The organism is Candidatus Pelagibacter sp. (assembly GCF_052049675.1).
Lineage (GTDB): Bacteria > Pseudomonadota > Alphaproteobacteria > Pelagibacterales > Pelagibacteraceae > Pelagibacter.
In genome coordinates, this window is sequence record NZ_JBNGZM010000001.1 from 108,895 (window position 1) to 134,769 (window position 25,875).

Sequence of the window (25,875 nt, forward strand, 5' to 3'; positions counted from 1 at the left end):
TAAACATTATTTAATTGACTGTTCAAAAGATGTTATTGGATAGAAACTTATTGTAAACATAAGATTTTCAGAGGGTTTAAGTTCTCTATCTTCATAGAATGTTTTATTAAACCTTATACCAGCGGTTAAGCAGTCGTTTTTATATTCATAAACCAAGTCATAATACTCTGTTAGATTAATTTCTCTATTTCTTCTGGTTTTAAAGGTAAGAGTATTTGCGTCATTAAATTTATAACTTGTCGTATTTTCAAAAATATTTGTATTTCCAATTTCAGAGTCTTCCTCTATGAAGTTAAAAGTAGTAACAAAGTTATTTAAAGACAAGTCAATTTCGATTGAGTTGTGTTCAAATTTATCAATTTTATCATCAATCGCAAAATTATAATCAATCTTTAAGTTTTCTGATGCTCTATAATTTATAGATCCAAACAAGTTAGAATTTTTTTGGTTTAGAGTTGATTGGGATGGGATGTTGCTTTCTTCATTGTCTCTAAAAACTGAACCCATTTTTAATTCTAAAAAATTATCTTTATTATTTTTATTTTCCTTTTTGTAATCAACTCCAAGAGTAATAGAATTTCCTGACTCAAATGTATCATTTAAACCCAGCCTATTTATATCAAAAATATTTCCAATGTTTATTTTTCTTTCACTTGTAGCGTAGTTTTTCATATCACCTGGGTTTAATCGTAAGGATGCTCTGGGGATCAGTATTTCATTATTCATCTTTGATATTTTTATTAATGGCAATTCAGAATTAAATTCTATTAGAGATTGCAATTCAATTTGTGGACTTGATTTATATTCTGAAACATTTTTACCAAGGCTGTTTAAATTTTTAAAATAAAAATTCAAGTTACTTTTGACACCTAAATTTTCAAAAATGTGACTATTAAATTTAAAATTTGTATCATTGATTATCTTGGTTTTAACTTTATTTGTATTATCTAGAGTATTGTCCCCAATTGATGAAAAATTTAAATACCCGTATTTAGTTTCTATTGCATTTCTAGAAAAATTATAAAAAGGTAAGACATACTGGTACCGATCATTTTGCATTTTTGTGAGGTCTTCATAAACATTTGCTCCAGTATAAATTGAATAATTATTATCCTCCAAAAATATATTAAATCCAGAATTTAAATTGTCTGAATTTTTTGGCAAAATTTCACTATCAGAAAGATTGTCACCAAATAATTTTAGATAAGTATCTTTAGAAACTCTCTCTAAAAAAATATTTAAATTACTAATTGAAAAATTTTTTAGTCCCAGCTCACTCTCAAACTTTCCAAATAAATGGTTGATATTTTTTTTCTTGTTGGTCGAAGGTGATTTGAAGTTATTTACTATACCAATATCAACAATGAATGAGGAATTTTTATTTTTTTGCCTGTATTCGTTTTGAAGCATTTGAGTATTTTTTGAGAATAAAATTGGATTAATAGTTAAATCTTTATTATCACTAATTGTATAAAAGTATGGAATACTTAAAGATGATCCTAAATTATTAGAGCTCTTTAAGTTTGGCTGTAAGAATCCAGATTGTCTTTTTACAGATGGGTCAGGATGAAAAAACTTTGGAAAATAAAAAACAGGTAAATCATATATTTTTAAGACTGCATCTTTATAAGATATTTGTTTTTTTAATTTATCATGTTTAATTTCAGATGCCTCAAATCTCCAAACTGGACAATCATCTGTTTTTTTACAACTTGTAAAAACAGCTTTTTTTAAAGATGTAACTTCCCCCCTTTGTTTTGATGAAACACCATATAATCTTGGATTATTTTCTTTCCTGTTAAATAAATTTCTCTTAAAATTTATTTCTGCTTTTGTTGCATCAAACTTTCTATTTTTAAGGTCAAAAAATCCTGTTTCAAAATATAATTTGTTGCTTTGATCAATTTGGACTCTTATATTTTCAATTATTTTTATATCTGTAGCTTTAAGAAGTTCATTAATAATATCAAAATCAAAACTCCCAACCTCAAAAGATGTAAAATTATTATCTAAAATGTTTGTTTTTTTAAATGAACTAATTCTCATTTCATTTTCCAAAAAAACAACATTCTTAGAATTAAATTTATATTTTGAATGAATTATAGCCTCTGTTTTACCTGTTGTAATAATTTTACCCATTTTTTTTTGATATTTAATTTTATCTGTATTTATAATTAAATCTTTTTTTTTATCGCTTAATTCAACATCAGTATTTGCAATTATTTCTAAATTATTATGAAAATATATTATTTCATTTGCTTTTAAAGTTTGATTATTTTTTAAATCCTCAATTATAACACTTTTTTTTGCAACTATTTTTTTTTGGTTCACATAATATGATATTTGATCTGCACTAATTAAAATATTATTTCTTTTATCTTTTAATTTTATATTTCCTTTTGCAGTTATTATTTCAGAATTTTTTAAATATGTAATATTATCACTACTTATAAAGATACCTCTGTTTTTATCTTCTAATTCAACATTCTCATAAGCATCTAAACTTGTTAATAATTTATTATATTCGAACTCATTTGCTTTAATAGAAATGCCATTATTAGTTGTTGCTTTTCCACCATTATAACCTTTAATTAAATTTCCGTTCTGTGTAATTTGAATTTCTGAAACTTCAAATTTAAATATTTCATTTGAACTTGCATTTGAAAATAAATATAAATTTAATAAAAAAAAAATAAAAAAAATTTTAATACTATTTTTCATTTACTCTATACGTCATTATAAGAATTGGAAAAATTAAAAAAAATAATGGAGCCCATACTGATATCATGTAATGCAATCTTTCAGTCAAACCAAGTACATAAAATAAATTGTTTAAATAGTATATTAATACACATAAAAAAAGACCAATTGATATCTTTAAAGTATTACTTTTAATTTTTTTACTACCAAACATTAAAACACTAGAAAATACAGTCATTAAAATTAAATAGATTGGATATGAAATTAGTTTTTGTATATGAATATCAATATCAACAGTAGAAAAATTTAATAATTTATAATTATGTTTAAGTTCAAGAAGTCCTAAAAATGAAAGAGAGGATAGGTTTGAGAAAAGACTTTGTATTCTTTCATAATTAAAATTAGAATTAATTTCTATAAAGCCTTCTTTTTTTTCACTTACATTTGCAATAAAAATTTCAGGATTAATTATTTTCCACGTATTTTTTTTAATATCTATTGTGTCACTTTTAATATTTCTTATGACCTCAAAATCACTGTCAAATTCGGTTATAAAGTTATTTATTAGAAGATTTCCCTCAATTTTTGAAGAATTTATAATTAAAACTTTATCTTCAATTTTATCTCTTATCCAAAGACCATTTTTATTAATAACCGCAAGATATTTACCATCTTTCGTATATACCGATTTTAATTCAAGATAAAAATTTTTTAAGTTAGAAGACGTATTATAGAATACACTTATAATTAATAACCCTAAAATTAATGAAATTGAGCATATTATTAACAATATTCTAGAATTTTTAAGTCCAGAATATTTAAAAATTTGAATTTCGTTATTAGTAAATAATTTTATAAAAAAAACTTGAGTTGATAATAAAAAAATAAAAGGGAAAACTTCAAAAATCATAGAAGGTGAATTTAGTAAAGCCAAATATATTGTAAAAAAAACATTAACATCTATCTCTCTAAAAAATTCTAATTCAGTTAAAAGATTAATAATCACAATTAAACTAAAAATTGTGCAAACAACATAAATGAAGGATTTTAAATAAGTTGATACAAGAAATTTAATATAAGTTTTCATTTTGAAGGTGATTTAAAGTTAAATTTATAAATAAAATAAAAATAAAGAAATATAGATATTAAAATTGGAACTAAAAAAATAAATAGGTTTTTTATAAAAGAATTTCCAACAAATCTTAATGAGGCTTCAGAAAGAACTATTAAAGAAAACCCAATAAGAAATACAATTATTCTAAATCTTGAATAATTAATTTTTTCTTTTGAGTAAATTATTAAAAGTAGTGACAATAACATTAATGTAGGAATATACAAAGGTATATTTATTCTTTTAAAGAGTTCGACGATTATATTATCTAAATTTTTTGTTTCACAATTATGAATCCTGTCTCTTATTTTGTTTCTGTCTTTTACACTTTTATCAGTTAGATTAAGAATACATTCCACTAAATCTGAAGTTTTATGTTCTTGAGTTTTTGGATATAAAATTGTGTCTGAGGAAAATATAGATAAATTAAATTCTGACTTTGAAAAACTAAAATTTGTTAAATTACCTTTATTTAAATTTATATTTTCACCATCATAAAGTTCTAAAACTGTATTTCCATTATTAATTTTAAATATACCTTTTTTAGCATAGGTAATTTGAAAATTATCTTCTCCGGTATTTTTTTTAATATAAATATTATTATAATTTCCATCTTTATCTTTGTTTTCAGTGTAGATAGTCAAATTTTTAACTGCAGCGTTAAATTTTTTGATTTTAATAAAATTATCTACAAAATTGTAGTCAGATGTTCTTACAATTGATTTAGATAAATTTTGTGTACTAGGAACTACGAATGATGTTAAAAAAATTTGAATAAAAAACAAAATAAATGAGACGAATAAAAAAAAATTAACAAAATTAATTTTGTTGACCCCAAAGTTCCAAAATATTATTAATTCATTTTTCAATTCGTATCTTGCTATCACAGTTGTAAAGCTAAAAAAAAATGCAAATGGTAATATTTTGCTAACAATTTTAGGAAAACTTAAAAGAGCATAGTTTAAATAAACACTGTAATCACGACCCTCATATATAACTATATCCAAGTAATTTACTGCCTGAATAATCCAGATTATAACGCTAGTACTTACTAAACTTATAATAAAAAAGACAAAACAATCTGCCAAAAATTTTCTATAAAGAATTTTTTTCATTGAAATATGCTATTTTTACTCATATATAGCATCCATCTCGTGTAGAGTGTATTTAAAAGTTATGACTATCACAATTAATTATAAAAATAAATCGTCAAAAAAAAACTCTGAAAACATTATTTTCTTTGTTGATGAAAAATACAATATTTCGAGTTTAAAAAATCATATTTTAAGGGCAGAATATTCCTTAATTTCAGATTTGATCAAAACTAGAGATCTTAAGAAAAAAATACTATCTTTTGATTTATCATCAAAAAAAAAAATAATTTTAGTTTCACTGAAAAACAATTTTACAAGTTCTGATACTGAAAATCTAGGTGCAGAATTTTATGATTTAGTTAAAAATTTTAAGCAAAACGAGTTTAGCTTAAATTCTGATACAATTTCGGGTAAATTAATGAAACATGTTGGATATTTTCTACATGGTCTCAAGTTGAAATCTTACAAATTTGATAAATATAAAACTAAAAAAAACAATAAAGTAATTACTATTTTGGTCATAGGAAAACATAAACCATCTTTAAAAGATCAGGTTAAATTTAATTCTATAGAAGAGGGAACATTTTATACTAGAGATTTAGTATCTGAGCCTGGAAATGTTTTGCATCCAGATGAATATGCCAAAAGAATAAACTCTTTAAAAAAATATGGTCTAAAAATTAATATTTATGATGAAAAAAAATTAAAAAAATTAGGAATGAATACTTTGCTGGGAGTTGGTCAAGGCAGTATAAGAGGTTCTTACCTTGTAACAATGGAATGGAATGGTTTAAAAAATAAATCTAAACCTTTAGCTTTTGTAGGAAAGGGGGTTTGCTTCGATACTGGAGGTATATCACTTAAACCTGCAAAGTTTATGGAAGATATGACCTATGATATGGCAGGATCAGCAGTAGTTGTTGGATTAATGAAAAGTTTGGCATTAAGAAAAGCAAAAGTAAATGCAGTAGGTGTGGTTGGTTTGGTAGAAAATATGCCAGGTGGTAATGCTCAAAGACCTGGAGATATTGTAAAATCTTATAGTGGGAAGACTGTTGAAATTTTAAATACCGATGCTGAAGGTAGATTAGTGTTAGCAGACGCTTTAACTTACACTGAAGAAAAATTTAAACCGAAATTCATAATAGATTTGGCAACTCTCACAGGAGCAATTATTGTTTCTCTTGGATCTGAATATGCAGGTTTATTTTCAAACGATGATAAATTATCAAATCAATTGATCAATGCAGGAGAAAATGTGGAAGAGAAGGTATGGAGAATGCCGCTAAATAGAAATTTTGATAAATTAATTGACTCTAAAAATGCAGATATGCAAAATATTAATTATGTTGGAGGCGCAGGATCTACAACTGCTGCTCAATTTTTACAAAGATTTATTTTAAATAAAACACCTTGGGCTCATTTAGATATAGCTGGAATGGCTTTTTCAAAATATGGAGGAGCATTAAATTCAGGTGGCGCAACGGGGTATGGTGTAAGATTATTAAACAAGCTAATAGAGGATAATTATGAGTAATTTAGAACAAACTTTGTCTATTATTAAACCTGATGCAGTTGAAAGAAATCTTGAAAACGAAATTAAAGAAATTTTTAAAAGTAATGGTTTTTCTGTTTTAAAAGAAAAAAAAATTCAAATTGAAAAAAATGAGGCAGAAAAATTTTATAAAGTTCACGAAACTAAGCCATTTTATAACGAATTGTGTGATTATCTTTCTTCTGGTCCAATTGTGGTTATGGTTCTCGAAAAAGAAAATGCAGTAATAGGTAATAGAGAGCTAATGGGATCCACAAATCCAAAGGATGCTAAGGAGGGCACAATCAGAAATAAATACGGAATTTCAATTGATAAGAATTCAGTACATGGATCCGATAGTGTTGAAAATGCTAAAATTGAAATAGATTTTTTCTTTAAAGATTAAAAACTTTTAATATAGCTTTTGGGTATAGTTTATGTTCTTGAGCTAAAATTTTTTTAGCAAGAGAAGCCTCTGTTTCATTTTTTGAAATCTTGACTTTCTTTTGTAAGATAACCTTCCCTGAGTCTAATCTAGCATTTACGAAATGAACAGTACATCCAGAGTATTTTTCTTTATTATTTAATACTCTTAAGTGAGTATTTAATCCTTTATATTTAGGAAGTAAAGATGGGTGTATGTTTAAAATTTTTCCTTTAAACTTTTTTATAAAATTTTTTGACAAAATTTTCATAAACCCAGCAAGACAAATCATATTAATGTTATTTTTTTTTAAAATAGAAAGTAATTTTATTTCACTTTTTTTTTTATTTTTAAAACTGAATACCTTTTTTTTAATTTTGTAAATTTTTGCATAATTTAATCCTTTTGCTTTAGAATTATTTGAAATGACAAAATTAATGGATATAGGAGATATAGAAGTTTTTGAAAATTTAATTAGAGATTTTAAATTACTTCCTGTACCTGAGATAAATACAGCTGTTCTAGTTTTATTGTAACCAGTCGATAGAACCATTTAGTATAACTTTGTTTTTATCTTCAGAAATCTTTCCAATGACATATGGTTTGTATTCTTTTGAAAAAAATTTATTTATTTTTTTCAAATTTTTATGTTCTATAATTAGGCAGAAACCTACTCCACAATTAAAAGTCTTGAGCATTTCTTTATCTGAAATTCCATTATTTTTAAGCCAATTAAATATTTTTGAAGTTTTAATTTGACCTAAATTAATATTTGCAGAAAGTTTATCTGGTATAATTCTTTTTATATTATCTGATAGTCCTCCACCAGTTATATTTGCACAACCATTAATTAATTTATTATTAATTAAATTCATTATCTCTTTAACATATATTTTAGTAGGTTTTAAAAGCTCAGACTTCAAAAATTTATTTTTTTTAATATTTATATTTTTTTGTTTTAATAAATATCTTACAAGAGAATATCCGTTAGAATGTAAACCACTAGATGGAATTGCTAGTATAAGATTATTTTTTTTTATTTTATTTTTTTTTAAAATTTTATTATTTCCAACAACACCAACAGCAAAACCTGCAATATCAAATTTTCCTTTTTCGTAGGTTCCAGGCATTTCAGCAGTTTCTCCACCAACCAGTTCACATTCTGATTGATCACAACCTTTTCTAATCCCTTTTATTATTGCTTTGAGTTTTTTTAGATTAATTTTATTTGTAGATATATAATCTAAAAAAATTAACGGCTTAGCCCCTTGAACTATTAAGTCATTTACACTCATAGCAACAAGGTCAATTCCAATAGTATCAAATTTATTTAAAATATTTGCAATTTCAATTTTAGTTCCCACTCCATCAGTGCTGGCTACAATTTTAGGTTTTTTTATGTTATTTGGTATATTCGTAATTGAACCAAAGCCACCTATATTAGAAAACTTTTTTTTGCCTCTTTTTTTTGATGAAACTTTAGAAATGAAATCAACAAATTTGTCAGCAGCTTTGATGTTAACTCCACTTTTTTTATAGGTAAATTTTTTTTTATTCATTAATATGTTTTATGAAATTTATTTCTAAACTTAAAAAATTAAAGCTTTTATATAATTTTTTCTTATTTCTTGCTTTAATAAATATTTTCTTTTCCACAGAAAAAATTCATGCAAAGACATTTTCTATAGATGATATTGAAATATCTACACCTTTTGAAATTAATTTTAATAAAAATGAAATTATCGATAAAGGATTTGTGGAGGCGTATAATGAACTGATTTTTTCAATTGTTCAAAGTAAAGATCAAATAAAATTAAAAAATACTTCAATTAATCAAATAAAAGGAATGATTGAAACTTTCTCAATTGTAGAGGAAAAGTTTATAGATGAGATTTATTATCTTACTTTGAATGTCTCGTTTAATAAAAAAAACATATTTGATTTGTTAGAAACGAAAAATATATTTCCTTCTTTGCCTGTAAAAAAAGATTTCTTATTCATTCCAGTTTTTGTTGATCAGAATAAAAATCAAATTTCAATTTTCTCTGAGAATAAGTTATTTTCAAACTGGAATTCAAATATCAAAAAATACAGCCTTTTAAATTATATCTTACCTACTCAAGATCTTGATGATTTTAGTTTGATTAAAAAAAATATTAATAATTTGGAAGATTATGACTTTAAAGAAATTATAAAAAAATACAATATAAGCGATCACATAATTATGATTGTGTTTAAAGATAATAATAAAATAAGAGTATTTAACAGAATTTTTTTTAATCAAAAAAACAATTTAAAAAATTTAAATTATACTGAAGTTAATTTTGATGAAGAAGAAGAGACGCTTAAATTTATTGATAATTTAAAATTAGTTTACGAAGATTTTTGGAAATCACAAAATCAAATTAATACCTCAGTAAAGCTATCATTAAATATTTCTATAGATAATTCCAATAATATAAAAATTAATAAATTTGAAAAAATCTTATCTCGTATGGATTTGATATATAATTTTTCTATTTACAAGTTTGATAATCAAAATAATTTTTATAAAATTATATTCAATGGAACACCTGATAAATTTTTAGAGGTCATGAGTTATCATAATTATGATTTTGAAATCAAAAACAAAATTTGGGTTTTAAATGACAAATCTTAATCAGCAAATACTTAAATTTCATTACGAACAAAATTTTAAAGATCAGGATTTTTATGTTTCAAATAGCAACGAACATTCTTTTAGTCTTCTAAATAGTTGGCCTAAATGGGATAAAAATTTTATTAACTTAATAGGCGAAAAGTTTTCAGGGAAAAGTCATCTAATAAATATATTTTTAGAAAAGCATAGAGGAATTAAAATTAATGCAGAAGATATTAATAATGATTTTCTTAAAAAAATTAAAATTTTTCAAAATATCGTTATTGAGGATTTAACTGAAAAAATAAATGAAAACTTATTATATACACTTATTAACATAATAGATCAGGATAATAAGTATTTAATTGTAACCTCAATAATACCAATAGTTGACTTTAAATTTAAACTAAATGATCTCAATTCAAGATCTAATAATTTTATTTTATCTCACATTGAAAAACCTGGTGACGATTTACTTTATGCATTAATATTAAAAAATCTTTCTGATCGTCAAATATCAATAGACCAAAAACTAATTGAATTTATAATTAAGAGAATTGATAGAACTTATGGCAAAATTTCTGATTTCATATATAAAATCGACGAAATTAGTTTAAAAAGAAAAAAACCGATTGACTTTAAAATTATTAAAGAAGCATTAGAGGATTAATTGAACAAGTACAGATCACATAATTGTAATGAATTAAGAAAAGAGGATGTAGATAAAAAAATTTCTCTTTCAGGTTGGATTAATAAAAAAAGAGATCATGGTAATTTGTTATTTATAGATTTAAGAGATAATTATGGAATTTCCCAATGTATAATTGATAAAGAGAATAAATATTTTTCTGATTTAGAAAAAATGCAATTAGAAACAGTAATTAAAGTTGAGGGAAAGGTTGTTAATAGATCTAAAGAAACAATTAATTCTGAAATTGATACAGGTGAAATAGAGGTTGCTATTCACAAATATGAGGTTTTAGGTACGTGTAAAGAACTGCCAATGCCAGTCTTTAGTGATCAAGAATATGCTGAAGAAATAAGATTAAAATATAGATTTCTAGATTTAAGAAGAAAAAAAATTCATGAAAACATTATTTTAAGATCCAAAGTTATTTCATATATACGAAATGAAATGACTAAATTAGGTTTTTTAGAATTTCAAACACCAATTTTAACCTCATCTAGTCCGGAGGGTGCAAGAGATTTTTTAGTACCTAGCCGTTTGAATCCAGGAAAATTTTATGCATTACCTCAGGCTCCCCAACAATTTAAACAATTAATAATGGTTTCAGGGTTTGATAGATATTTTCAAATCGCACCATGTTTTAGGGATGAAGATGCAAGAGCTGACAGAAGTCCTGGTGAGTTTTATCAATTAGATTTAGAAATGTCATTTGTTGAGCAGGAAGATGTATTTAATGTAGTTGAAAAATTAATGGTTAATACATTTAAAAATTTTTCTAGTAAAAAACTAATGTTTGATAAATTTCCAAAGATTTCATACAAGGAAGCGATGCTTAAATATGGTACAGATAAACCAGATTTAAGAAACCCACTAATTATAAATGATATAACTGATATATTTACTAGAGAAGATGTTTCATTTGAAATATTTAAAAAATTGGTAAAATCTGGATCTAAAGTAAGATGTATTGTCACAAAAAATACAAAAGAAAAGCCAAGAAGTTTTTTTGATAATATGGATAAATGGGCAAAAGGAGAAGGTGCTTCTGGTCTAGCATATTTTACTATTGAAAAAGATAAAGATATTTCAGCAAAAGGTCCTATAGGTAAATTTTTTTCTAAAGACGCTTTACTTGAAATCATGAAAAAAACAAACTGTGAAATAGGAGATAGTATTTTTATGGCTTGTGGAAAAAAGGATGAATTAGAAAAAATTACTTCTTTAGCAAGAGATAAAATTGCAAAAGATCTTGATTTAATAGATGAAAATATATTTGCATTTTGTTGGGTTGTAGATTATCCAATGTTTGAAAAAGATGAATTAACTAATAAGATAGAGTTTAGTCACAATCCATTCTCAATGCCTCAGGGCAATTTAACTGAAAAAGATCTTGAAAATCCTTTAGATATACTTGCATATCAATACGACATAGTTTGTAACGGAATCGAGCTATCATCTGGAGCTATTAGAAATCATAAACCAGAACTTATGTACAAACTTTTTTCAATTGCAGGATATGACAAAAAGCAAGTAGATGAAAAATTTAGTGGAATGATTAATGCACTTAGTTTTGGGGCACCACCACATGGTGGAATAGCGCCTGGTATTGATAGAATTGTAATGTTACTCGCTAATGAAAAAAATATAAGGGAAGTTACAATGTTTCCAATGAATCAGAATGCACAAGATTTAATGATGAATGCACCATCTGAGGTAAATTCAGATCAATTGAAAGAATTAAATCTTTCTTTAAAAATTAAAAAATAACTTACTTTTTACCTTTTAAACTTATTTTTACATCTGAAAGATCAACTAGATTTTTTTTATAATTATTTCTTACAAAACCTTTGCTTGTAATATCTTTTACAATTTTTAATAATTGGTTTTGATCATCAGAGTTATGATCCTCTGTGTTTATCAGATCATTTCCTCCAATTGCAGGAGTGTGAGCTAGATCCTCTCTATTTTGATATGAAATAGCTAATTCTCTGAAAATATAATCTAAAATTGACGTAGCGCTTAAAATTCTATCATTGCCGTGGACTTTTCCAGATGGTTCAAATTTTGTACCAACAAATGCACTTATAAATTCATCTAACGGAACACCATATTGAAGGCCTAAAGAAACAGCAATTGCAAAGTTATTCATTAAAGCTTTAACAAGTTCGCCCTCTTTACTGGTATCAATAAATATTTCTCCAATTTTTCCATCTTCATATTCTCCAGTATGCAGGTAGACTTTGTGATCACCGATAGTGGCTTTTTGAATATAACCCTTCCGTCTATCAGGCATGCTAAATCTTTTACCTGACTTTTCGTTGGCTGTGTTAATACTTGTTAATATATTTTCTTTAGTTATTGGGCTTTTATTGTTTGTTTCTTTAATTACCTCTACTTTTTTGCTTTCTAAGACTTTATTATTTTTTGGATCTAGACTTTTTGTTCTTCTGTTATCAAGTTTTACATCTATAACTTCGAATTTTCCATCATCTCTCTTTTCTAAATTTTTTAACTCCACCTCGTTAATGTCATCTAAATAATGATTAACTTTAAAAGTACAGGTATAATAAGTTTCAACTAGATATTTTGCCATTTGACCTCAGTTTAAATTTTAATTTGAATAATGAATCAATTAATTTATATACATATTCATATTATAGTCTAATTTAAATTTTACAATTTTTAATTGAATAAATAAAAAAATATTATGTTGACACTCTTTAAAAAAATTTTCACTTGGTGGAATCAAGATACTTTTGGAACAAGACTAAAAACTATTTTTTTTGGAAAATTAGTTGGTACTGATGAGCAAGGTAATAAATATTATGAAAGTAAAAAAGGAAAAAGGTGGGTTATCTATTTTAACACAATTGATGCATCAAAAATTCCTGTAGAATGGTATTCTTGGATTCATTTTACTCCTAATAAAATCGAAAAAAAACATAATTTGGAAAAATATGATTGGCAAAAACCACATCAAGAAAATTTAACAGGGACCGACTCAGCTTATTATCCAAATAAAAATAAAGATGGTGTTAAAAAAAAATACTCAAGTTGGAAAGAATAAATTTAAATTAATAAGTTTAGTTTTTTTATTTTATTTTTCTTTAACTTTAGATTCAAATTCAAAAAATAATTTAGAAGGTATTTTTACCGATATAAAAATTTTAGATAAAATAAGCTCTAAAAATACCTTGCTTAAACTTAAAAATGGAGAATTAAAAAAATTTAAAGATTTAGAAATAAAAAGTCTTAAATGTAAAAATTCTGAGTTTGATGATAATCCAGAGATAACAGCTTACATTCAAGTTAGAGACTTAACAAATAAAAATAATGATGAAGTTTTTGTTTTTAATGGCTGGATGTTTTCATCAAGTCCTTCAATCAAACCTTTTGACCACCCTGTATATGATGTATGGTTGATAAGATGCTATTAAATGATTTTTTCTTTATCTATCCAACTTACGTTGAAGTCAGACTCAATAAATTTTTTGTGATTTAATAGTTTTTTATGTAAAGGAATAGTTGTTGTTATTCCTTCGATAACAAATTCATCTAAAGATCTATTCATTCTTTGAATTGCCTCTGATCTATTTCGACCATGACATATTAACTTACAAATCATGCTATCATAGTAAGGCGTTACTTTATATCCTTGGTATATAGCTCCGTCTACTCGAGTTCTGAAACCAGAGGGTTGATGACATAAACCAATAGTACCAGGAGAGGGTTGAAAGTTTTTACTTGCATCTTCAGCATTAATTCTACATTCAATTGCATGTCCTCTAGGATTTATATCACTTTGTTTTAAAGCTGTTTCTCCTGAAAATGCAATCCAAATTTGCTCTTTTATAATATCAATTCCTGTAACCATCTCTGTAACTGGATGTTCTACTTGAACTCTAGTATTCATCTCAAGAAAATAAAACTTTCCATCTTCATATATAAACTCAACAGTACCAGCTCCCATATAACCAATATTTTTCACCATATTTACAGTTTTTTCAAAAAGGTCTTTTCTAATTTCGTTGTTTAAAACTGGACTAGGCGTTTCCTCAATAAGTTTTTGATGCCTTCTTTGTACTGAGCAATCTCTTTCATGAAGATGTACAACCCGATTCTTACCAGCAAGAACTTGCACTTCAATGTGTCTTGGGTTTTGAAAAAATTTTTCAATATAAACTTCATTATTTCCAAAATATTTTTGTGCTTCTGATTTAGCTGTAGAGAACAATGTTTCAAATTCTTCATCTTTGAAAACAATTTTCATGCCTTTTCCACCACCTCCACCTGAGGCTTTAATTAGAATAGGAAAACCAATTTTTTTACAAAGCTCCTGAGCTTGAGATATATCCTCAATTCCACCCTCAGAGCCCTCGATTACTGGTAATCCATTTTCTTTTGCAATTCTTTTTGCTTGAATTTTGTCCCCCATCATTGCAATTAATTTTGAAGAAGCTCCAATAAATCTAATTTTATTTTCTTCCAATATTTTTGCAAAATTTGTATTTTCTGAGAGGAAACCATAACCAGGATGAACAGCTTCAGCATTAGTTAATTCTATAGCTGACATCAATGCAGGTATATTCAGGTAACTATTTTGAGGTTGATGTGAGCCTATACATACACTTTCATCAGCAAGCCTGACGTGCATACTATCTCGATCTACGTCAGAATGTACAGCAACGGTTGATATTCCCCATTCTTTGCAAGCTCTAATAATTCTAACCGCAATTTCCCCACGGTTTGCAATTAAAATTTTTTTAAACATTGTTTATTCTAGAATAATAATAGTTTGACCAAATTCTACAGGTTGGCCATCTTCAACACAAATTTCTTTTACTACACCATCTGCTGTTGAAGGGACATGATTCATTGTTTTCATTGCCTCAACTATCATTATTGTATCGCCTTTTTTAATTTTTTTTCCAATCTCAACAAACTTTTTAGCACCAGGTTCTGGAGCGTGATAGGCAGTTCCAATTATTGGTGAAGTAATATCAGTTCCTGATTTAATATTTTGAGTTTGAGGAGGTGTTGAACTTGTTGCAGGTGATGAGGGCGAAATAACTTGTGGTTGATTACTAATTGAATCATTATTTTTTGATACTTTTATTTTTGTATCTTTTTCAGTTATCTCAATTTCAGTAAGATTAAATTCTTTTAAATAATCACTTAGTTCTCTAATTATTTTCTTATCTATTTTCATTATGCAAAGTCTTTTGTAATGAAATTATGGCCAAAATATATCCTTCAGTACCTAATCCAAAAATCCCTCCAGTTACAACACCACTTATGAGTGATTTATGTCTAAATTCTTCCCTTTTATAAATATTAGATAAATGTATCTCAATTATTGGTTTTTTAAATAAATCTAGTGCATCTCTTATGGCTACAGAGGTATGAGTAAATGCAGCAGCATTTATAATCATACCATCAAATTTTTTCCTAGCATCTTGAATTATATTAACAAGCTCACCTTCAACATTAGATTGAGTAAATTCAACATCAAGACCAATTTCTTGTGCTTTTTTAGAACAATTCACTTTAAGTTGGTCGTAAGTAGTTGATCCATATTGTGATTGTTCTCTTTCACCTAATAGATTAAGATTTGGACCATTAATAATAATTATTTTATTATTCATTCAGCACTTATATACGATGAAAAAAATAAAAAAAATAAAAATTAAAATAAATGGTAAAATCAAATATATAAATCAAGATTCTAACCTTTCTATAGTGTTAAAAAAACTAAAAATACCATTAAATAAAGTAGCAATTGAGCTTAATGAAGAAATAATAAATAAAAAAAAAATTGATAAAATAAAATTAAATAAAAATGATAAAATCGAAATAGTTCATTTTATTGGAGGTGGTTAGTTTGAAAAAAGATAGTCTAATTATTGCAAATAAAAAATTTAATTCCAGATTAATTGTTGGAACAGGAAAATACAAAAGTATGTCTGAGTGTGCGAAAGCAATTAAACTTTCAGGAGCAGAAATCGTAACGGTTGCTGTTAGAAGAGTTAATATTTCAAATAAAAATAAGCCTTTGCTTATGGATTATGTAGATCCAAAAAAAATCACATATTTACCCAATACTGCTGGATGTTTTAATTCAAAAGAGGCTTTGAGAACTTTAAGATTGGCAAGAGAAATAGGTGGTTGGAAGCTAGTTAAATTAGAAGTTTTAGCAGATAAAAAAAATTTATTTCCTGACATGATTGAAACTCTAAAATCTACAGAAGTTTTAGCTAAAGAGGGTTTTAAGGTTATGGTTTATTGTAATGATGATCCTATAATGGCTAAGCGTTTAGAGAATTCAGGCGCTGACGCTATTATGCCTCTAGCCGCACCAATTGGGTCAGGATTGGGTATTCAAAACAAAATCAATATTCAAATAATTAGAAAACAAACCAAACTTCCATTAATTATTGATGCTGGTTTAGGTCAAGCTTCAGATGCTACAATTGCAATGGAATTAGGATGTGACGGAGTACTTGTTAACACTGCTATAGCAAAAGCAAAAAAACCATTTGAAATGGCTCTTGCTTTTAAAAATGCTGTTATTGCCGGAAGACAATCTTACAAATCTGGAAGAATAGATAAAATTTTAATGGGTAATCCATCCTCACCATCAAAAGGAATTATTTAGTTTTTTTATAATATTTTTTTTTATTGTATTTTGTTTTATTAGTTTTTTTATTTTCTTTTTTTTCTGAAAATTTATCTTCTTTATTTTGTTTTTCTAAATTTTTTAATTTTTCGTAATACTCTATTAGTTCAATGGTTTTTTTTGATTTATTTTTAATATCTATAATGTACTCAGGTATAATTAACGAATTCTCACTAATAATATCTATTTTCATTTTATTTTTTTTTTCAAAATAAGTTAGGTCATTAACAAAATTTTCTTTAAGAAAATCTGAAATTTTTTTACAAACTTTTAATTCAACAAATTTAGCTTTATTAATTACAGCTTTTAACTCAACAATCTTTAAAAGTTTTTGAGCAAAAGACTCATCAGTTAATGTAACTTTCCATTTAATTGCACTTTCTCTTAGTCTTTGTCTTGACATCTCCAAAAGACCAAAATTACTTATTCTTCCAATTTGAATTCTTGCTCTATCTGACCTACATTTTTCTTTAAGTTTTCTTTCTACTAACCTCCTATTTCCATAACTAAGCATATCAATAAAATCTATAATGATTAAACCAGACAAATCTCTAATCTTTATTTGCCTTGCAATTTCTTCTGCAGCTTCAATATTTGTATCTAAAGCAGTGCTTTCAACATTTTTTCCTTTTATTGAACTTCCAGAATTTATATCAATAGAAACTAAAGCTTCTGTAGGGTTAATAACCAAATAACCTCCTGATTTAAGTTTAATTTCAGAGTCAAATATTTGATTTAACTTTTGTTCAATATTTTCTTGAATAAATAATGGAATTTTTCCTCTATACTTTTTTACTTTTTTCAGATTTGATGGCATCATAGTTTTCATGAATGATTGAGCTTTTTTATAACCCTCGTTACCTTCTACAATTATATTTTTAGTATTTTCATCAAACATATCTCTTAAAGTTCTTTTAATTATTTCACTTTCTTGATGAATTAAAGAAGGAGCAATAGAGTTTATTGCGTTTTCTTTTATTTGACCCCAAGAATTAATCAAAGTTGTTAAATCACTATTTATCTCATTTTTGGTTTTATTGCTTCCAGCAGTTCTGACAATTAATCCCATCTCTCTAGGTATTTCAATTTCATTTAAAATTGTTCTTATTTTTTTTCTATCAGCAGGATTAAATATTTTTCTTGATATACCTCCTCCTTTAGGAGTGTTTGGCATTAAAACTATATATTTTCCTGCAATTGAAATGAAAGTACTCAATGCGGCACCTTTTTGCCCTCTTTCGTCTTTAATGACTTGCACAAGAATTACTTGATTAGGTTTAATTACTTCCTGAATTTTATACCTTTTAAATTTAAATCTATGTTCCTTTTTTTTTTCTTTTCCATTACCTAAATTTTCTTTTTCAGAAATATTTTCTTTATTATTTAAATCTTCTTCTGTTTGCTCTTCTGATGTTTTTTCTATTGGATCATCAATTTCTAGTTTTCCTTTAGCAATATTTTCTTCTTCTTTAGCCTGAACTTCTTTTGAAAGTTCTTCTCTAGCTTTTTCTTCCTCTTCTTTAATTCTTTCTAAATCGGCTTTTGGAATCTGATAATAATCTGACTGGATGTCATTAAAGGATAAAAACCCATGCCTCTCTCTTCCAAAATCAACGAAAGCAGCTTGTAACGATGGTTCTATTCTGCTTACTTTTCCTAAATAGATATTATTTTTAATTAAGTTATTTTTTAAACCTTCGTACTCGTAATCTTCAATATTTTCACCTGATTTAAGAACAACTCTAGTTTCGTTAGGATGCGAAGCATCAATATATAAATTTTTTTCCATAATTTTGTGAATGTTAATTTCATTAGTTATTTAATTTTTTAAAATTTTGTTTTATCCTTGCCATATCTTTAACAAATTCCAAGATATAATGAAATTAAAATGAATAAATTTTTAAGAAATATCTTTATTTTAATTACGTCTTTTATTCTTTTATCAGTAATTTTGATAATAAGTATCTTATGGACTTATTCTAATGATTTACCAGATTATAAGTTCCTTAAAAATTACAAACCTCCTGTTTCTAGTAAAGTTTACTCAGGTAATGGTGATTTAGTGGCAGATTTTTCAAAGGAAAAAAGAGTTTTTGTTCCATTTAATTCAATTCCAAAAAATGTAATTAACGCATTTTTATCTGCTGAGGATAAAAATTTTTTTAAACATCCAGGCGTTGATGCCAAAGGTGTTGCAAGGGCTGTAATAAACAATATTTCAAATATTTTATCGTCTAAAAGGTTGGAAGGGGCATCTACAATTACCCAACAGGTAGCAAAAAACTTTTTACTAACAAATGAAGTAAGTTTAAATAGGAAAATTAAGGAAGCAATTCTAGCTTTTAGAATAGAGAGAGCCTTAACTAAAGAAAGAATTCTAGAACTTTATCTAAACCAAATTTATCTTGGAAGTGGAGCATATGGAGTAGCTGCTGCAAGCTTAGAATATTTTGATAAATCTATTAAAGATTTAAATTACTCAGAAGCTGCTTTATTAGCAGCTTTGCCAAAAGCACCAAGTAGATATAATCCATACAGAAACTTAGATGTAGCAAAATTTAGAAGAAATTTAGTTTTAAAAAATTTGTTAGATAATAATTATTTAACATCAGAATGGTATGAAAAACTTACAAAACAAGAAATAATTTTAAAAAAAAATAAAAAAATTTATTTAGAAGATGCTCAATATTTTATTGAAGATGTGAGAAAGAGTGTAATTGAAACTTTGAGCTATGATAAAGTTTATAAACAAGGTTTTAATATCAATACTCCAATAGATTTAAATTTACAAACAATTGCAACTGTATCACTTAGAGATGGATTAATTGCGTATGATAAAAGAAAAGGATGGAGAGGGCCGCTTACTAACAAGATTTATAACTCAGAATGGAAAAAAGATCTAGAAAAGTATAAATTAGAAAATTCAACTAATTGGAAATTAGCAATAGTCAAAAAGATAAATAAATTTTCAGCAGAAATAGAAACAGAAGATAATATCAAAGGTGTTATTCAATATCAGAGCATTTCTTGGACAAAGAAAGACTTTAATAAATTATTAAAACCTGGCGATGTTATTTATGTTAAAAATGTTAAAGAAAATATTTTCAATTTACAGCAATTACCAAAAGTAAATGGTGGAATTGTTGTGATGGATCCATTTACAGGAAGAGTTTTAGCATTAAGTGGTGGTTTTAGTTTTAAACAAAGTGAATTTAATAGAGCAACTCAAGCTAAAAGACAGCCTGGATCAGCTTTCAAACCATTTGTTTATGCATTAGCTTTAGAAAATAATTTTACACCAACATCATTAGTTCTAGATGCACCACTGGTTTTAGAACAAGGTGATGATTTAAAAATGTGGAAACCAGAAAATTATGGAAAAAAATTTTATGGTCCTTCGACCTTAAGGGTTGGTTTGGAAAAATCTAGAAATTTAATGACAGTAAGAATAGCCCAAAATCTTGGTGTAGAGAAATTAGTTGATTTTTCAAAAGCATTAAAAATTTATGATAATCCAGAAGAACTTTTATCTATGTCCTTGGGGTCTGCTGAAACAACTTTATTAAAACTTACATCTGCTTATTCAGTTTTTATTAATGGAGGAAAACTTGTTGAACCAATACTGATAGATAGAATTCAAGACAGTGAGGGAAATACTATTTTTAATAATGATAAAAGAAAATGTATCAATTGTGATCAAATTTCTTATTTAACCAACGATTATCCAGAGATTAAAAATAACTATACGCAAATTTTTTCTCCAGAAACAGCTTTTCAAATGACTTCAATTTTAGAAGGAGTAGTTCAACGAGGTACAGCTAAAAAACTAAAAGAATTGAATTTAAATATTGCAGGTAAAACTGGAACAACAAATAAAAATACAGATACTTGGTTTATAGGTTTTACTTCAAATCTACTAGTTGGCGTTTATGTTGGTTCAGATAACCCAACCCCATTAGGAAAATATGAAACAGGATCTAAAACTGCTTTGCCAATCTTCAAAAGTTTTATTAGCAATTCTGTTAATAAATATGATGCAAGACCATTTAAGGCAGCTAAAGGAACAGTGATGATGGTTGTTGACCCTTTAACAGGTCAAAAAGCAAAATTTAACTCAAAGAATACTATTATTGAGGTTTTTAAAAAAGAAAATGTAGTTGATGGAAAAGTACTTTATACAAATTCAGATAGATTAGACTCAAATAATATATTAAAGTTTTACTAATGGATAATAATTATCAAAATTTTAAAGAAGAAGTTGAAAAGATAAATCAAAAAATACAGGAGTATCTTTGAAAAAAATAATGTCCATTCAAAGCTGCAATCTTTAAATTCACAAATTGTTAGTGCCAATTTTTGGCAAGATAAAAACAACTCAAAAAGAGTGATCAAAGAAAAAAAATTTTATGAAGATTTAACTAATTCTTATAAAAACAATGTTGAAAAACTAAAAGATTTAGATGATTTGTATAAACTGGCACTCGAGGAAGAGAACTTACAAGTTCAAAAGGAAGTTCTACAAAATATAAAAGACTTAAGAACTGATGTTAAAAAAAATGAAATTAAATGTTTTCTATCTAATGAAGCAGATCCCTTAAATTGTTATATAGAAATACATGCCGGTGCAGGAGGTACAGAAAGTCAAGATTGGGCTGATATGTTAAGAAGAATGTATTTAAAGTGGTCTGATAAAAAAAATTTTATCTCATGTTTGATTAGTGAACATAGAGGTGAAGAGGCTGGTATAAAGTCTGCAACAATTAAAATAGATGGTGACTATGTTTTTGGATGGTTAAAAAAAGAGTCAGGAATACATAGATTAGTTAGGATATCTCCATTTGACTCCGGAGCAAGGAGGCACACAAGTTTTGCTAGTGTTTGGATTTATCCAGTTGTAGATGAAAATATAAATATAGAAATCTTAGAAAAAGATTTAAGAGTAGACACTTATCGTTCCAGTGGAGCAGGTGGTCAGCATGTCAACACTACTGATAGCGCAGTTAGAATTACACACATTCCATCAAAAATTGTTGTTCAATGTCAAAATGAAAGATCTCAACATAAAAATAAAGAAACATGTATGAATATGTTGAAAGCAAGATTATATGATTATGAAATAAAAAAAAGAGAAGAAGAAAGCCAAAATGTTGAAAGTTCTAAATCCGAAATAGGGTGGGGCCATCAAATCAGATCGTATGTTCTTCAACCCTACAGACTAGTAAAAGATAATAGAACTAATTTTGAAAGTACTAGTCCAGATAAAGTGTTAGATGGTGATATTGATGAATTTTTGGAACAATCGCTTTATAAATTAAATGAAAAATAATATTTTAAAATATTTTATCCTACTTTTGTCAGTGTTAGTTGTTTTTACAGTTTATCTTAGTACCGCAGGTATAGAGACAGATAAATTTAATGATCAAATTAAAAAAAGAATTTTACTAATAAATAAAAAGATAGAAGTAGATTTAAAAAATATTAAATTTATTCTAGATCCTTTTAAACTAAAAGTTTATGCAAAAACAGTTGGAACTACGGTATATTTTTCAAAAAGACCTTTAGCATTAGAAAGTATTAAAACGCAAGTTTCACTGGGTTCTTTAATAAAAAACAAGATTTCATCGTCAAATATAGAAATAACAACTAAGTCTATATTATTAAATGATTTAATTAAATTTATTCGGACAACAAATAATAAAACTGAATTATTTTTATTAGAAAAAATTGTAAAAAAAGGTTATGTAATTTTAGACCTGACTCTGAATATCGATGAAAACGGTAATTTAAAAAATGATTATAAAATTGAAGGTTTGATAAAAGATGCAAGTATTAATCTTTTAAATAAGGCTAATTTAAAAAATATAAATTTTAATTTCAATTTTCAAAAAGATAATTATATTTTTAATGGAATAAATTTCCAATTGGATGAGGTTGAATTTATTTCAAAAAAACTAAACGTAAAAAAGAAAAAAAATAGTTTTTTGATTGATGCTATTGTTGAAAACGATCAGTCAAGTTTAAATTCAAATATATTAAAATTTTTTGATTTAAGTTTTGAAAATATAATTATTGATGATGCTAAATTTAAAACAAATAATAAATTTTCTCTAGAAATAGATGAAAAATTTAAAGTTAAAAATATTATATTAAGTTCTGATGTAAACATAACTCAGCTAAAATATAAAAAATTAGAGTTAATAAATAATTTTTTTCCAGAAGTTGATGACTTAATTTTACTCAATAATCATAAATTAAATTTAAATTATAAGGACAATAATCTATCAATTAACGGTGAGGGAAAAGTTCAGTTAAATGCTGAGGAAGCAGATGAGATTAAATATTTAATAAATAAAAAAGACAAGGATTTAAGTATAGAATCAGAATTATTTTTAAAAAATATAGTTTTAGGGCAACAAGATTTTTTAAAAATTTTCTTCCCTCAAATAAACAAAAATATTAATTTTAATAATCAAAAATTAAAAATTAATTTTAAAGATAATAAGCTAACTTTTTCAGGTTCTGGTAAATTTAAAATTGATAAAAATTTTGAACAAATTGATTATTTTGTTGAAAAAAAAGAAAACAAAATAAGTTTTAATACTAATTTAAACGTAAAACATACAAAATTTAAAATTGATAATATTAATTATAAAAAAAAAGATAAAAGTAAAATGAATCTTTTAATTAATGGAGAGCTTATAAATAATAAAAATCTTAATATAAATAACTTTATTATTAATGAAGAAAATAATAATATTAAAATTAAGGATTTATATCTAAACGATTCTAATCAAATAATAAAAATTGATCAGGCAAATTTTAATTATTTAGACTCAGAAAATATAAAAAATAATTACAACATCAATAAATTAGAAGGCCAAAATTATTTAATTGATGGCACTTCATTTAATGCAAATTCTTTACTTTCAAATCTATTAGATTCTGTTGATAAAAAAGAAAACAATCTGTTTGAAAATAATGTAAGTATGGAACTAAATTTTGAAGAAGTTTACCTAGATAAAATACACTTTGTTAAGGATTTGAATGGAAAGATAAAAATTATTAATAATAAAGTAGAACAAGCAGATATTTTGGCTTTTTATAATGATTTACAAAATATAAAGTTTACAATTATAACAAATGATCAAGGTGAAAAAATTACCACTCTTTTCTCATCTAAGGCAAAACCCCTAGTAGATAGATATAAATTCATTAAGGGTTTTAAAGATGATAAAGAGGGATATTTAGACTTTTACTCTTTGAAAAAAGATGGAGTTTCAACTTCTAAATTAGTAATTGATAATTTTAAAGTTAAAGAAATTCCAGCGTTAGCAAAGTTGTTAGCCCTTGCATCTCTTCAAGGAATAGCGGACTTACTTACAGGGGAAGGGATTAGGTTTACAGATTTTGAAATGATTTTTACCAATCAGGATAAACTGATGAAAATTCAAGAGTTATACGCAATTGGTCCAGCAATATCTATTTTATTAGAAGGATACATTGAGGAGGACAAATTAATCAGCTTAAGAGGAACACTGGTTCCTGCTACAACTATAAACAGATCCATTGCTTCAATACCTTTACTTGGTGATTTATTGATTGGAAAAAAAGTGGGCGATGGTGTTTTTGGAGTAAGCTTTAAAATTAAAGGACCCCCTAAAAATTTAGAAACTACTGTAAATCCTATAAAAACTTTAACACCCAGATTTATTACTAGAACTTTAGAGAAAATTAAAAAAAATTAATTTAATTCTATTTTAATATGCCTTTTTTTTCCAAGGGAAAGTTTAAGATAGTTATCTTTAAATAAATTTTTATTAATTTCAAATTTTTCATTTGAAATAACATCATCGTTTATTTTAACTGCATTCCCTTTTATAAGTCTTCTGATTTCACTTTTTGATGTTTCTAGTTTAGATAATAAAACAAGGTCTACTATATTTATTTTTTCTTCTATTTTGTTTAATCTAACGTCAACTTTAGGTAAGTTAGATCCCAGAGTGTTTCCAGAAAAAGCTTCTTTTGCTGCTTGTTCAGAGTTTTTAGCCACTTCTTTTCCATGTAACATTTCTGTAGTTTTATTAGCAAGTAATATTTTCAATTCATTTATATCTTTATCTTTAATTCTTTCTATTTCCTTAATTTCAATTTCAGTAAACATTTTTAAAAATTTAATTACATCTCTATCATCTATGTTTCTCCAAAATTGCCAATAATCATAAGCCGATAAATATTTTTCATCCAACCAAATAGCCCCACTTTCAGTTTTTCCCATTTTAGTGCCAGTTGCTAGTGTAATTAAAGGCGTAGTTAAACCAAAAGTTTGATTATTAGAATATCTTTTTATTAACTCAACACCATTAACGATATTTCCCCACTGATCTGAACCTCCGATTTGTAAGACACAATCTTCTTTTTTATTTAATTCAAGAAAATCATATGCTTGTAAAATCATATAATTAAACTCCATATAGCTAAGAGATTGCTCTCTATCTAATCTAAGTTTTACACTATCAAATGTTAACATTCTATTTATCGTGAAATGTTTTCCAATGTTTCTCAAAAATGAAATATAATTTAAATCTTTAAGCCAAGTATAATTATTTACAAATATTGGTTTTGTATTTGGATCATCATTATCTAAAAATTTTTTTAAAATATTTTTAATATTTTTAATATTTTTCTCAATTTCTTCCTCACTTAATATTCTTCTAGTTTTATCTTTACCAGATGGATCTCCAATTCTTGTAGTTCCTCCACCAAGCAAGACTATTGGTTGATGTCCATTTTTTTGAAGTAGTCGCAAACACATTATTTGCAACAAGCTGCCTACATGCAAGCTTTCTGCTGTACAATCAAAACCTATATAACCTTTAATTTTTTTTTCATCTAACTGTTTAGATAATTCATTTTCACTTGTGCATTGATAAAAAAAACCTCTATTTTTAAATTCTTTTAAAAATTTATTCATAAGTTTATAGTTACAATATACAAATTTTTTTTAAAAAAC

23 protein-coding genes are annotated in these 25,875 nt (G+C 25.8%); 12 read left to right on the forward strand and 11 right to left on the reverse strand.

Going from position 1 to position 25,875, the window contains the following annotated elements; genetic code table 11:
• Nucleotides 1-6 precede the first annotated feature (6 nt).
• Genes lptD through ACTT9L_RS00585 form a run of 3 tightly spaced genes read right to left on the reverse strand, consistent with a single transcriptional unit; the run spans nt 7 to nt 4,926 of the window.
• Nucleotides 7-2,721 carry an LPS assembly protein LptD gene (gene lptD, locus ACTT9L_RS00575; protein WP_440927442.1) on the reverse strand — a complete coding sequence of 905 codons (2,715 nt, stop codon included), beginning with the start codon at nt 2,719-2,721 and terminating at the stop codon, nt 7-9.
• Complete coding sequence (locus tag ACTT9L_RS00580) at nt 2,711-3,787, reverse strand: LptF/LptG family permease (protein ID WP_440927443.1); 1,077 nt, start codon at nt 3,785-3,787, stop codon at nt 2,711-2,713. The genes lptD and ACTT9L_RS00580 overlap by 11 nt, the downstream gene beginning before the upstream one ends.
• The gene (locus ACTT9L_RS00585; RefSeq protein ID WP_440927444.1) at nt 3,784-4,926 is read right to left on the reverse strand and encodes an LptF/LptG family permease; all 1,143 of its coding nucleotides are present in this window, start codon (nt 4,924-4,926) and stop codon (nt 3,784-3,786) included. Before ACTT9L_RS00585 ends, ACTT9L_RS00580 begins: the two co-directional genes overlap by 4 nt.
• A 61-nt stretch (nt 4,927-4,987) precedes the next feature.
• Between ACTT9L_RS00585 and ACTT9L_RS00590 the strand changes: the two genes are divergently transcribed.
• The gene (locus tag ACTT9L_RS00590) at nt 4,988-6,442 is read left to right on the forward strand and encodes a leucyl aminopeptidase (protein ID WP_440927445.1); all 1,455 of its coding nucleotides are present in this window, start codon (nt 4,988-4,990) and stop codon (nt 6,440-6,442) included.
• Nucleotides 6,435-6,845, forward strand: coding sequence for a nucleoside-diphosphate kinase (gene ndk / locus ACTT9L_RS00595; protein WP_440927446.1), 411 nt, complete (start codon nt 6,435-6,437; stop codon nt 6,843-6,845). The genes ACTT9L_RS00590 and ndk overlap by 8 nt, the downstream gene beginning before the upstream one ends.
• On the opposite strand, the gene purN is transcribed toward ndk, so the two are convergent.
• Entirely contained in the window at nt 6,835-7,416 is a 582-nt protein-coding gene (gene purN, locus ACTT9L_RS00600) for a phosphoribosylglycinamide formyltransferase (RefSeq protein WP_440927447.1), read from the reverse strand. The two genes, ndk and purN, sit on opposite strands and share 11 nt — an antisense overlap.
• Entirely contained in the window at nt 7,391-8,422 is a 1,032-nt protein-coding gene (gene purM / locus ACTT9L_RS00605; protein ID WP_440927448.1) for a phosphoribosylformylglycinamidine cyclo-ligase, read from the reverse strand. The genes purN and purM overlap by 26 nt, the downstream gene beginning before the upstream one ends.
• A gap of 11 nt (nt 8,423-8,433) precedes the next feature.
• Between purM and ACTT9L_RS00610 the strand changes: the two genes are divergently transcribed.
• Genes ACTT9L_RS00610 through aspS form a run of 3 tightly spaced genes read left to right on the forward strand, consistent with a single transcriptional unit; the run spans nt 8,434 to nt 11,956 of the window.
• On the forward strand, nt 8,434-9,522 hold the full coding sequence (locus ACTT9L_RS00610) for a hypothetical protein (RefSeq protein ID WP_440927449.1): 1,089 nt from the start codon (nt 8,434-8,436) through the stop codon (nt 9,520-9,522).
• Nucleotides 9,509-10,171, forward strand: a complete 663-nt coding sequence (locus ACTT9L_RS00615; protein WP_440927450.1) for a DNA replication protein — start codon at nt 9,509-9,511, stop codon at nt 10,169-10,171. The genes ACTT9L_RS00610 and ACTT9L_RS00615 overlap by 14 nt, the downstream gene beginning before the upstream one ends.
• Nucleotides 10,172-11,956, forward strand: a complete 1,785-nt coding sequence (gene aspS / locus ACTT9L_RS00620; RefSeq protein ID WP_440927451.1) for an aspartate--tRNA ligase — start codon at nt 10,172-10,174, stop codon at nt 11,954-11,956.
• A gap of 1 nt (nt 11,957) precedes the next feature.
• Here the strand turns inward: aspS and ACTT9L_RS00625 are convergent, their stop codons facing one another.
• Nucleotides 11,958-12,782 carry a TSCPD domain-containing protein gene (locus ACTT9L_RS00625; RefSeq protein WP_440927452.1) on the reverse strand — a complete coding sequence of 275 codons (825 nt, stop codon included), beginning with the start codon at nt 12,780-12,782 and terminating at the stop codon, nt 11,958-11,960.
• Nucleotides 12,783-12,896: 114 nt separating this feature from the next.
• Here ACTT9L_RS00625 and ACTT9L_RS00630 point away from each other — a divergent pair, with 114 nt between their 5' ends.
• Together ACTT9L_RS00630 and ACTT9L_RS00635 are read left to right on the forward strand one after the other, a co-directional pair.
• A complete protein-coding gene (locus ACTT9L_RS00630; RefSeq protein ID WP_440927453.1) occupies nt 12,897-13,256 on the forward strand; it encodes an NADH-ubiquinone oxidoreductase subunit NDUFA12 family protein in 360 nt (119 codons plus the stop codon).
• Nucleotides 13,219-13,626 (forward strand): DUF2155 domain-containing protein, encoded by a 408-nt coding sequence (locus ACTT9L_RS00635; protein WP_440927454.1) that lies wholly within the window; start codon nt 13,219-13,221, stop codon nt 13,624-13,626. Before ACTT9L_RS00630 ends, ACTT9L_RS00635 begins: the two co-directional genes overlap by 38 nt.
• Here the strand turns inward: ACTT9L_RS00635 and accC are convergent.
• The 3 genes from accC to aroQ are packed head-to-tail and all read right to left on the reverse strand — an operon-like array spanning nt 13,623 to nt 15,834.
• On the reverse strand, nt 13,623-14,960 hold the full coding sequence (gene accC, locus ACTT9L_RS00640) for an acetyl-CoA carboxylase biotin carboxylase subunit (protein WP_440927455.1): 1,338 nt from the start codon (nt 14,958-14,960) through the stop codon (nt 13,623-13,625). The genes ACTT9L_RS00635 and accC overlap by 4 nt on opposite strands.
• 3 nt (nt 14,961-14,963) lie before the next feature.
• Nucleotides 14,964-15,398, reverse strand: a complete 435-nt coding sequence (locus tag ACTT9L_RS00645; RefSeq protein WP_440927456.1) for an acetyl-CoA carboxylase biotin carboxyl carrier protein — start codon at nt 15,396-15,398, stop codon at nt 14,964-14,966.
• Nucleotides 15,385-15,834, reverse strand: coding sequence for a type II 3-dehydroquinate dehydratase (aroQ, locus tag ACTT9L_RS00650; RefSeq protein ID WP_440927457.1), 450 nt, complete (start codon nt 15,832-15,834; stop codon nt 15,385-15,387). Before aroQ ends, ACTT9L_RS00645 begins: the two co-directional genes overlap by 14 nt.
• Nucleotides 15,835-15,850: 16 nt before the next feature.
• Between aroQ and thiS the strand changes: the two genes are divergently transcribed.
• Both thiS and ACTT9L_RS00660 read left to right on the forward strand, forming a co-directional pair.
• A complete protein-coding gene (gene thiS, locus ACTT9L_RS00655; protein ID WP_440927458.1) occupies nt 15,851-16,069 on the forward strand; it encodes a sulfur carrier protein ThiS in 219 nt (72 codons plus the stop codon).
• Nucleotide 16,070: 1 nt separating this feature from the next.
• Complete coding sequence (locus ACTT9L_RS00660; RefSeq protein ID WP_440927459.1) at nt 16,071-16,844, forward strand: thiazole synthase; 774 nt, start codon at nt 16,071-16,073, stop codon at nt 16,842-16,844.
• On the opposite strand, the gene ACTT9L_RS00665 is transcribed toward ACTT9L_RS00660, so the two are convergent.
• A complete protein-coding gene (locus ACTT9L_RS00665) occupies nt 16,837-18,654 on the reverse strand; it encodes an Rne/Rng family ribonuclease (RefSeq protein ID WP_440927460.1) in 1,818 nt (605 codons plus the stop codon). The two genes, ACTT9L_RS00660 and ACTT9L_RS00665, sit on opposite strands and share 8 nt — an antisense overlap.
• 99 nt (nt 18,655-18,753) lie before the next feature.
• Between ACTT9L_RS00665 and ACTT9L_RS00670 the strand changes: the two genes are divergently transcribed.
• The 3 genes from ACTT9L_RS00670 (at nt 18,754) to ACTT9L_RS00680 (ending at nt 24,610) form a co-directional block, all read left to right on the forward strand.
• The gene (locus tag ACTT9L_RS00670) at nt 18,754-21,090 is read left to right on the forward strand and encodes a penicillin-binding protein 1A (RefSeq protein WP_440927461.1); all 2,337 of its coding nucleotides are present in this window, start codon (nt 18,754-18,756) and stop codon (nt 21,088-21,090) included.
• Nucleotides 21,090-22,191, forward strand: a protein-coding gene (gene prfB, locus ACTT9L_RS00675) for a peptide chain release factor 2 (protein ID WP_440927462.1) whose coding sequence is annotated in 2 segments (ribosomal slippage) — nt 21,090-21,158 and nt 21,160-22,191 — 1,101 coding nt in all. Because the reading frame shifts where the segments join, the coding sequence is not laid out codon by codon here. Before ACTT9L_RS00670 ends, prfB begins: the two co-directional genes overlap by 1 nt.
• Entirely contained in the window at nt 22,181-24,610 is a 2,430-nt protein-coding gene (locus ACTT9L_RS00680; protein ID WP_440927463.1) for a hypothetical protein, read from the forward strand. The genes prfB and ACTT9L_RS00680 overlap by 11 nt, the downstream gene beginning before the upstream one ends.
• Here the strand turns inward: ACTT9L_RS00680 and tyrS are convergent.
• On the reverse strand, nt 24,607-25,836 hold the full coding sequence (gene tyrS, locus ACTT9L_RS00685; RefSeq protein WP_440927464.1) for a tyrosine--tRNA ligase: 1,230 nt from the start codon (nt 25,834-25,836) through the stop codon (nt 24,607-24,609). The genes ACTT9L_RS00680 and tyrS overlap by 4 nt on opposite strands.
• Nucleotides 25,837-25,875: the final 39 nt, after the last annotated feature.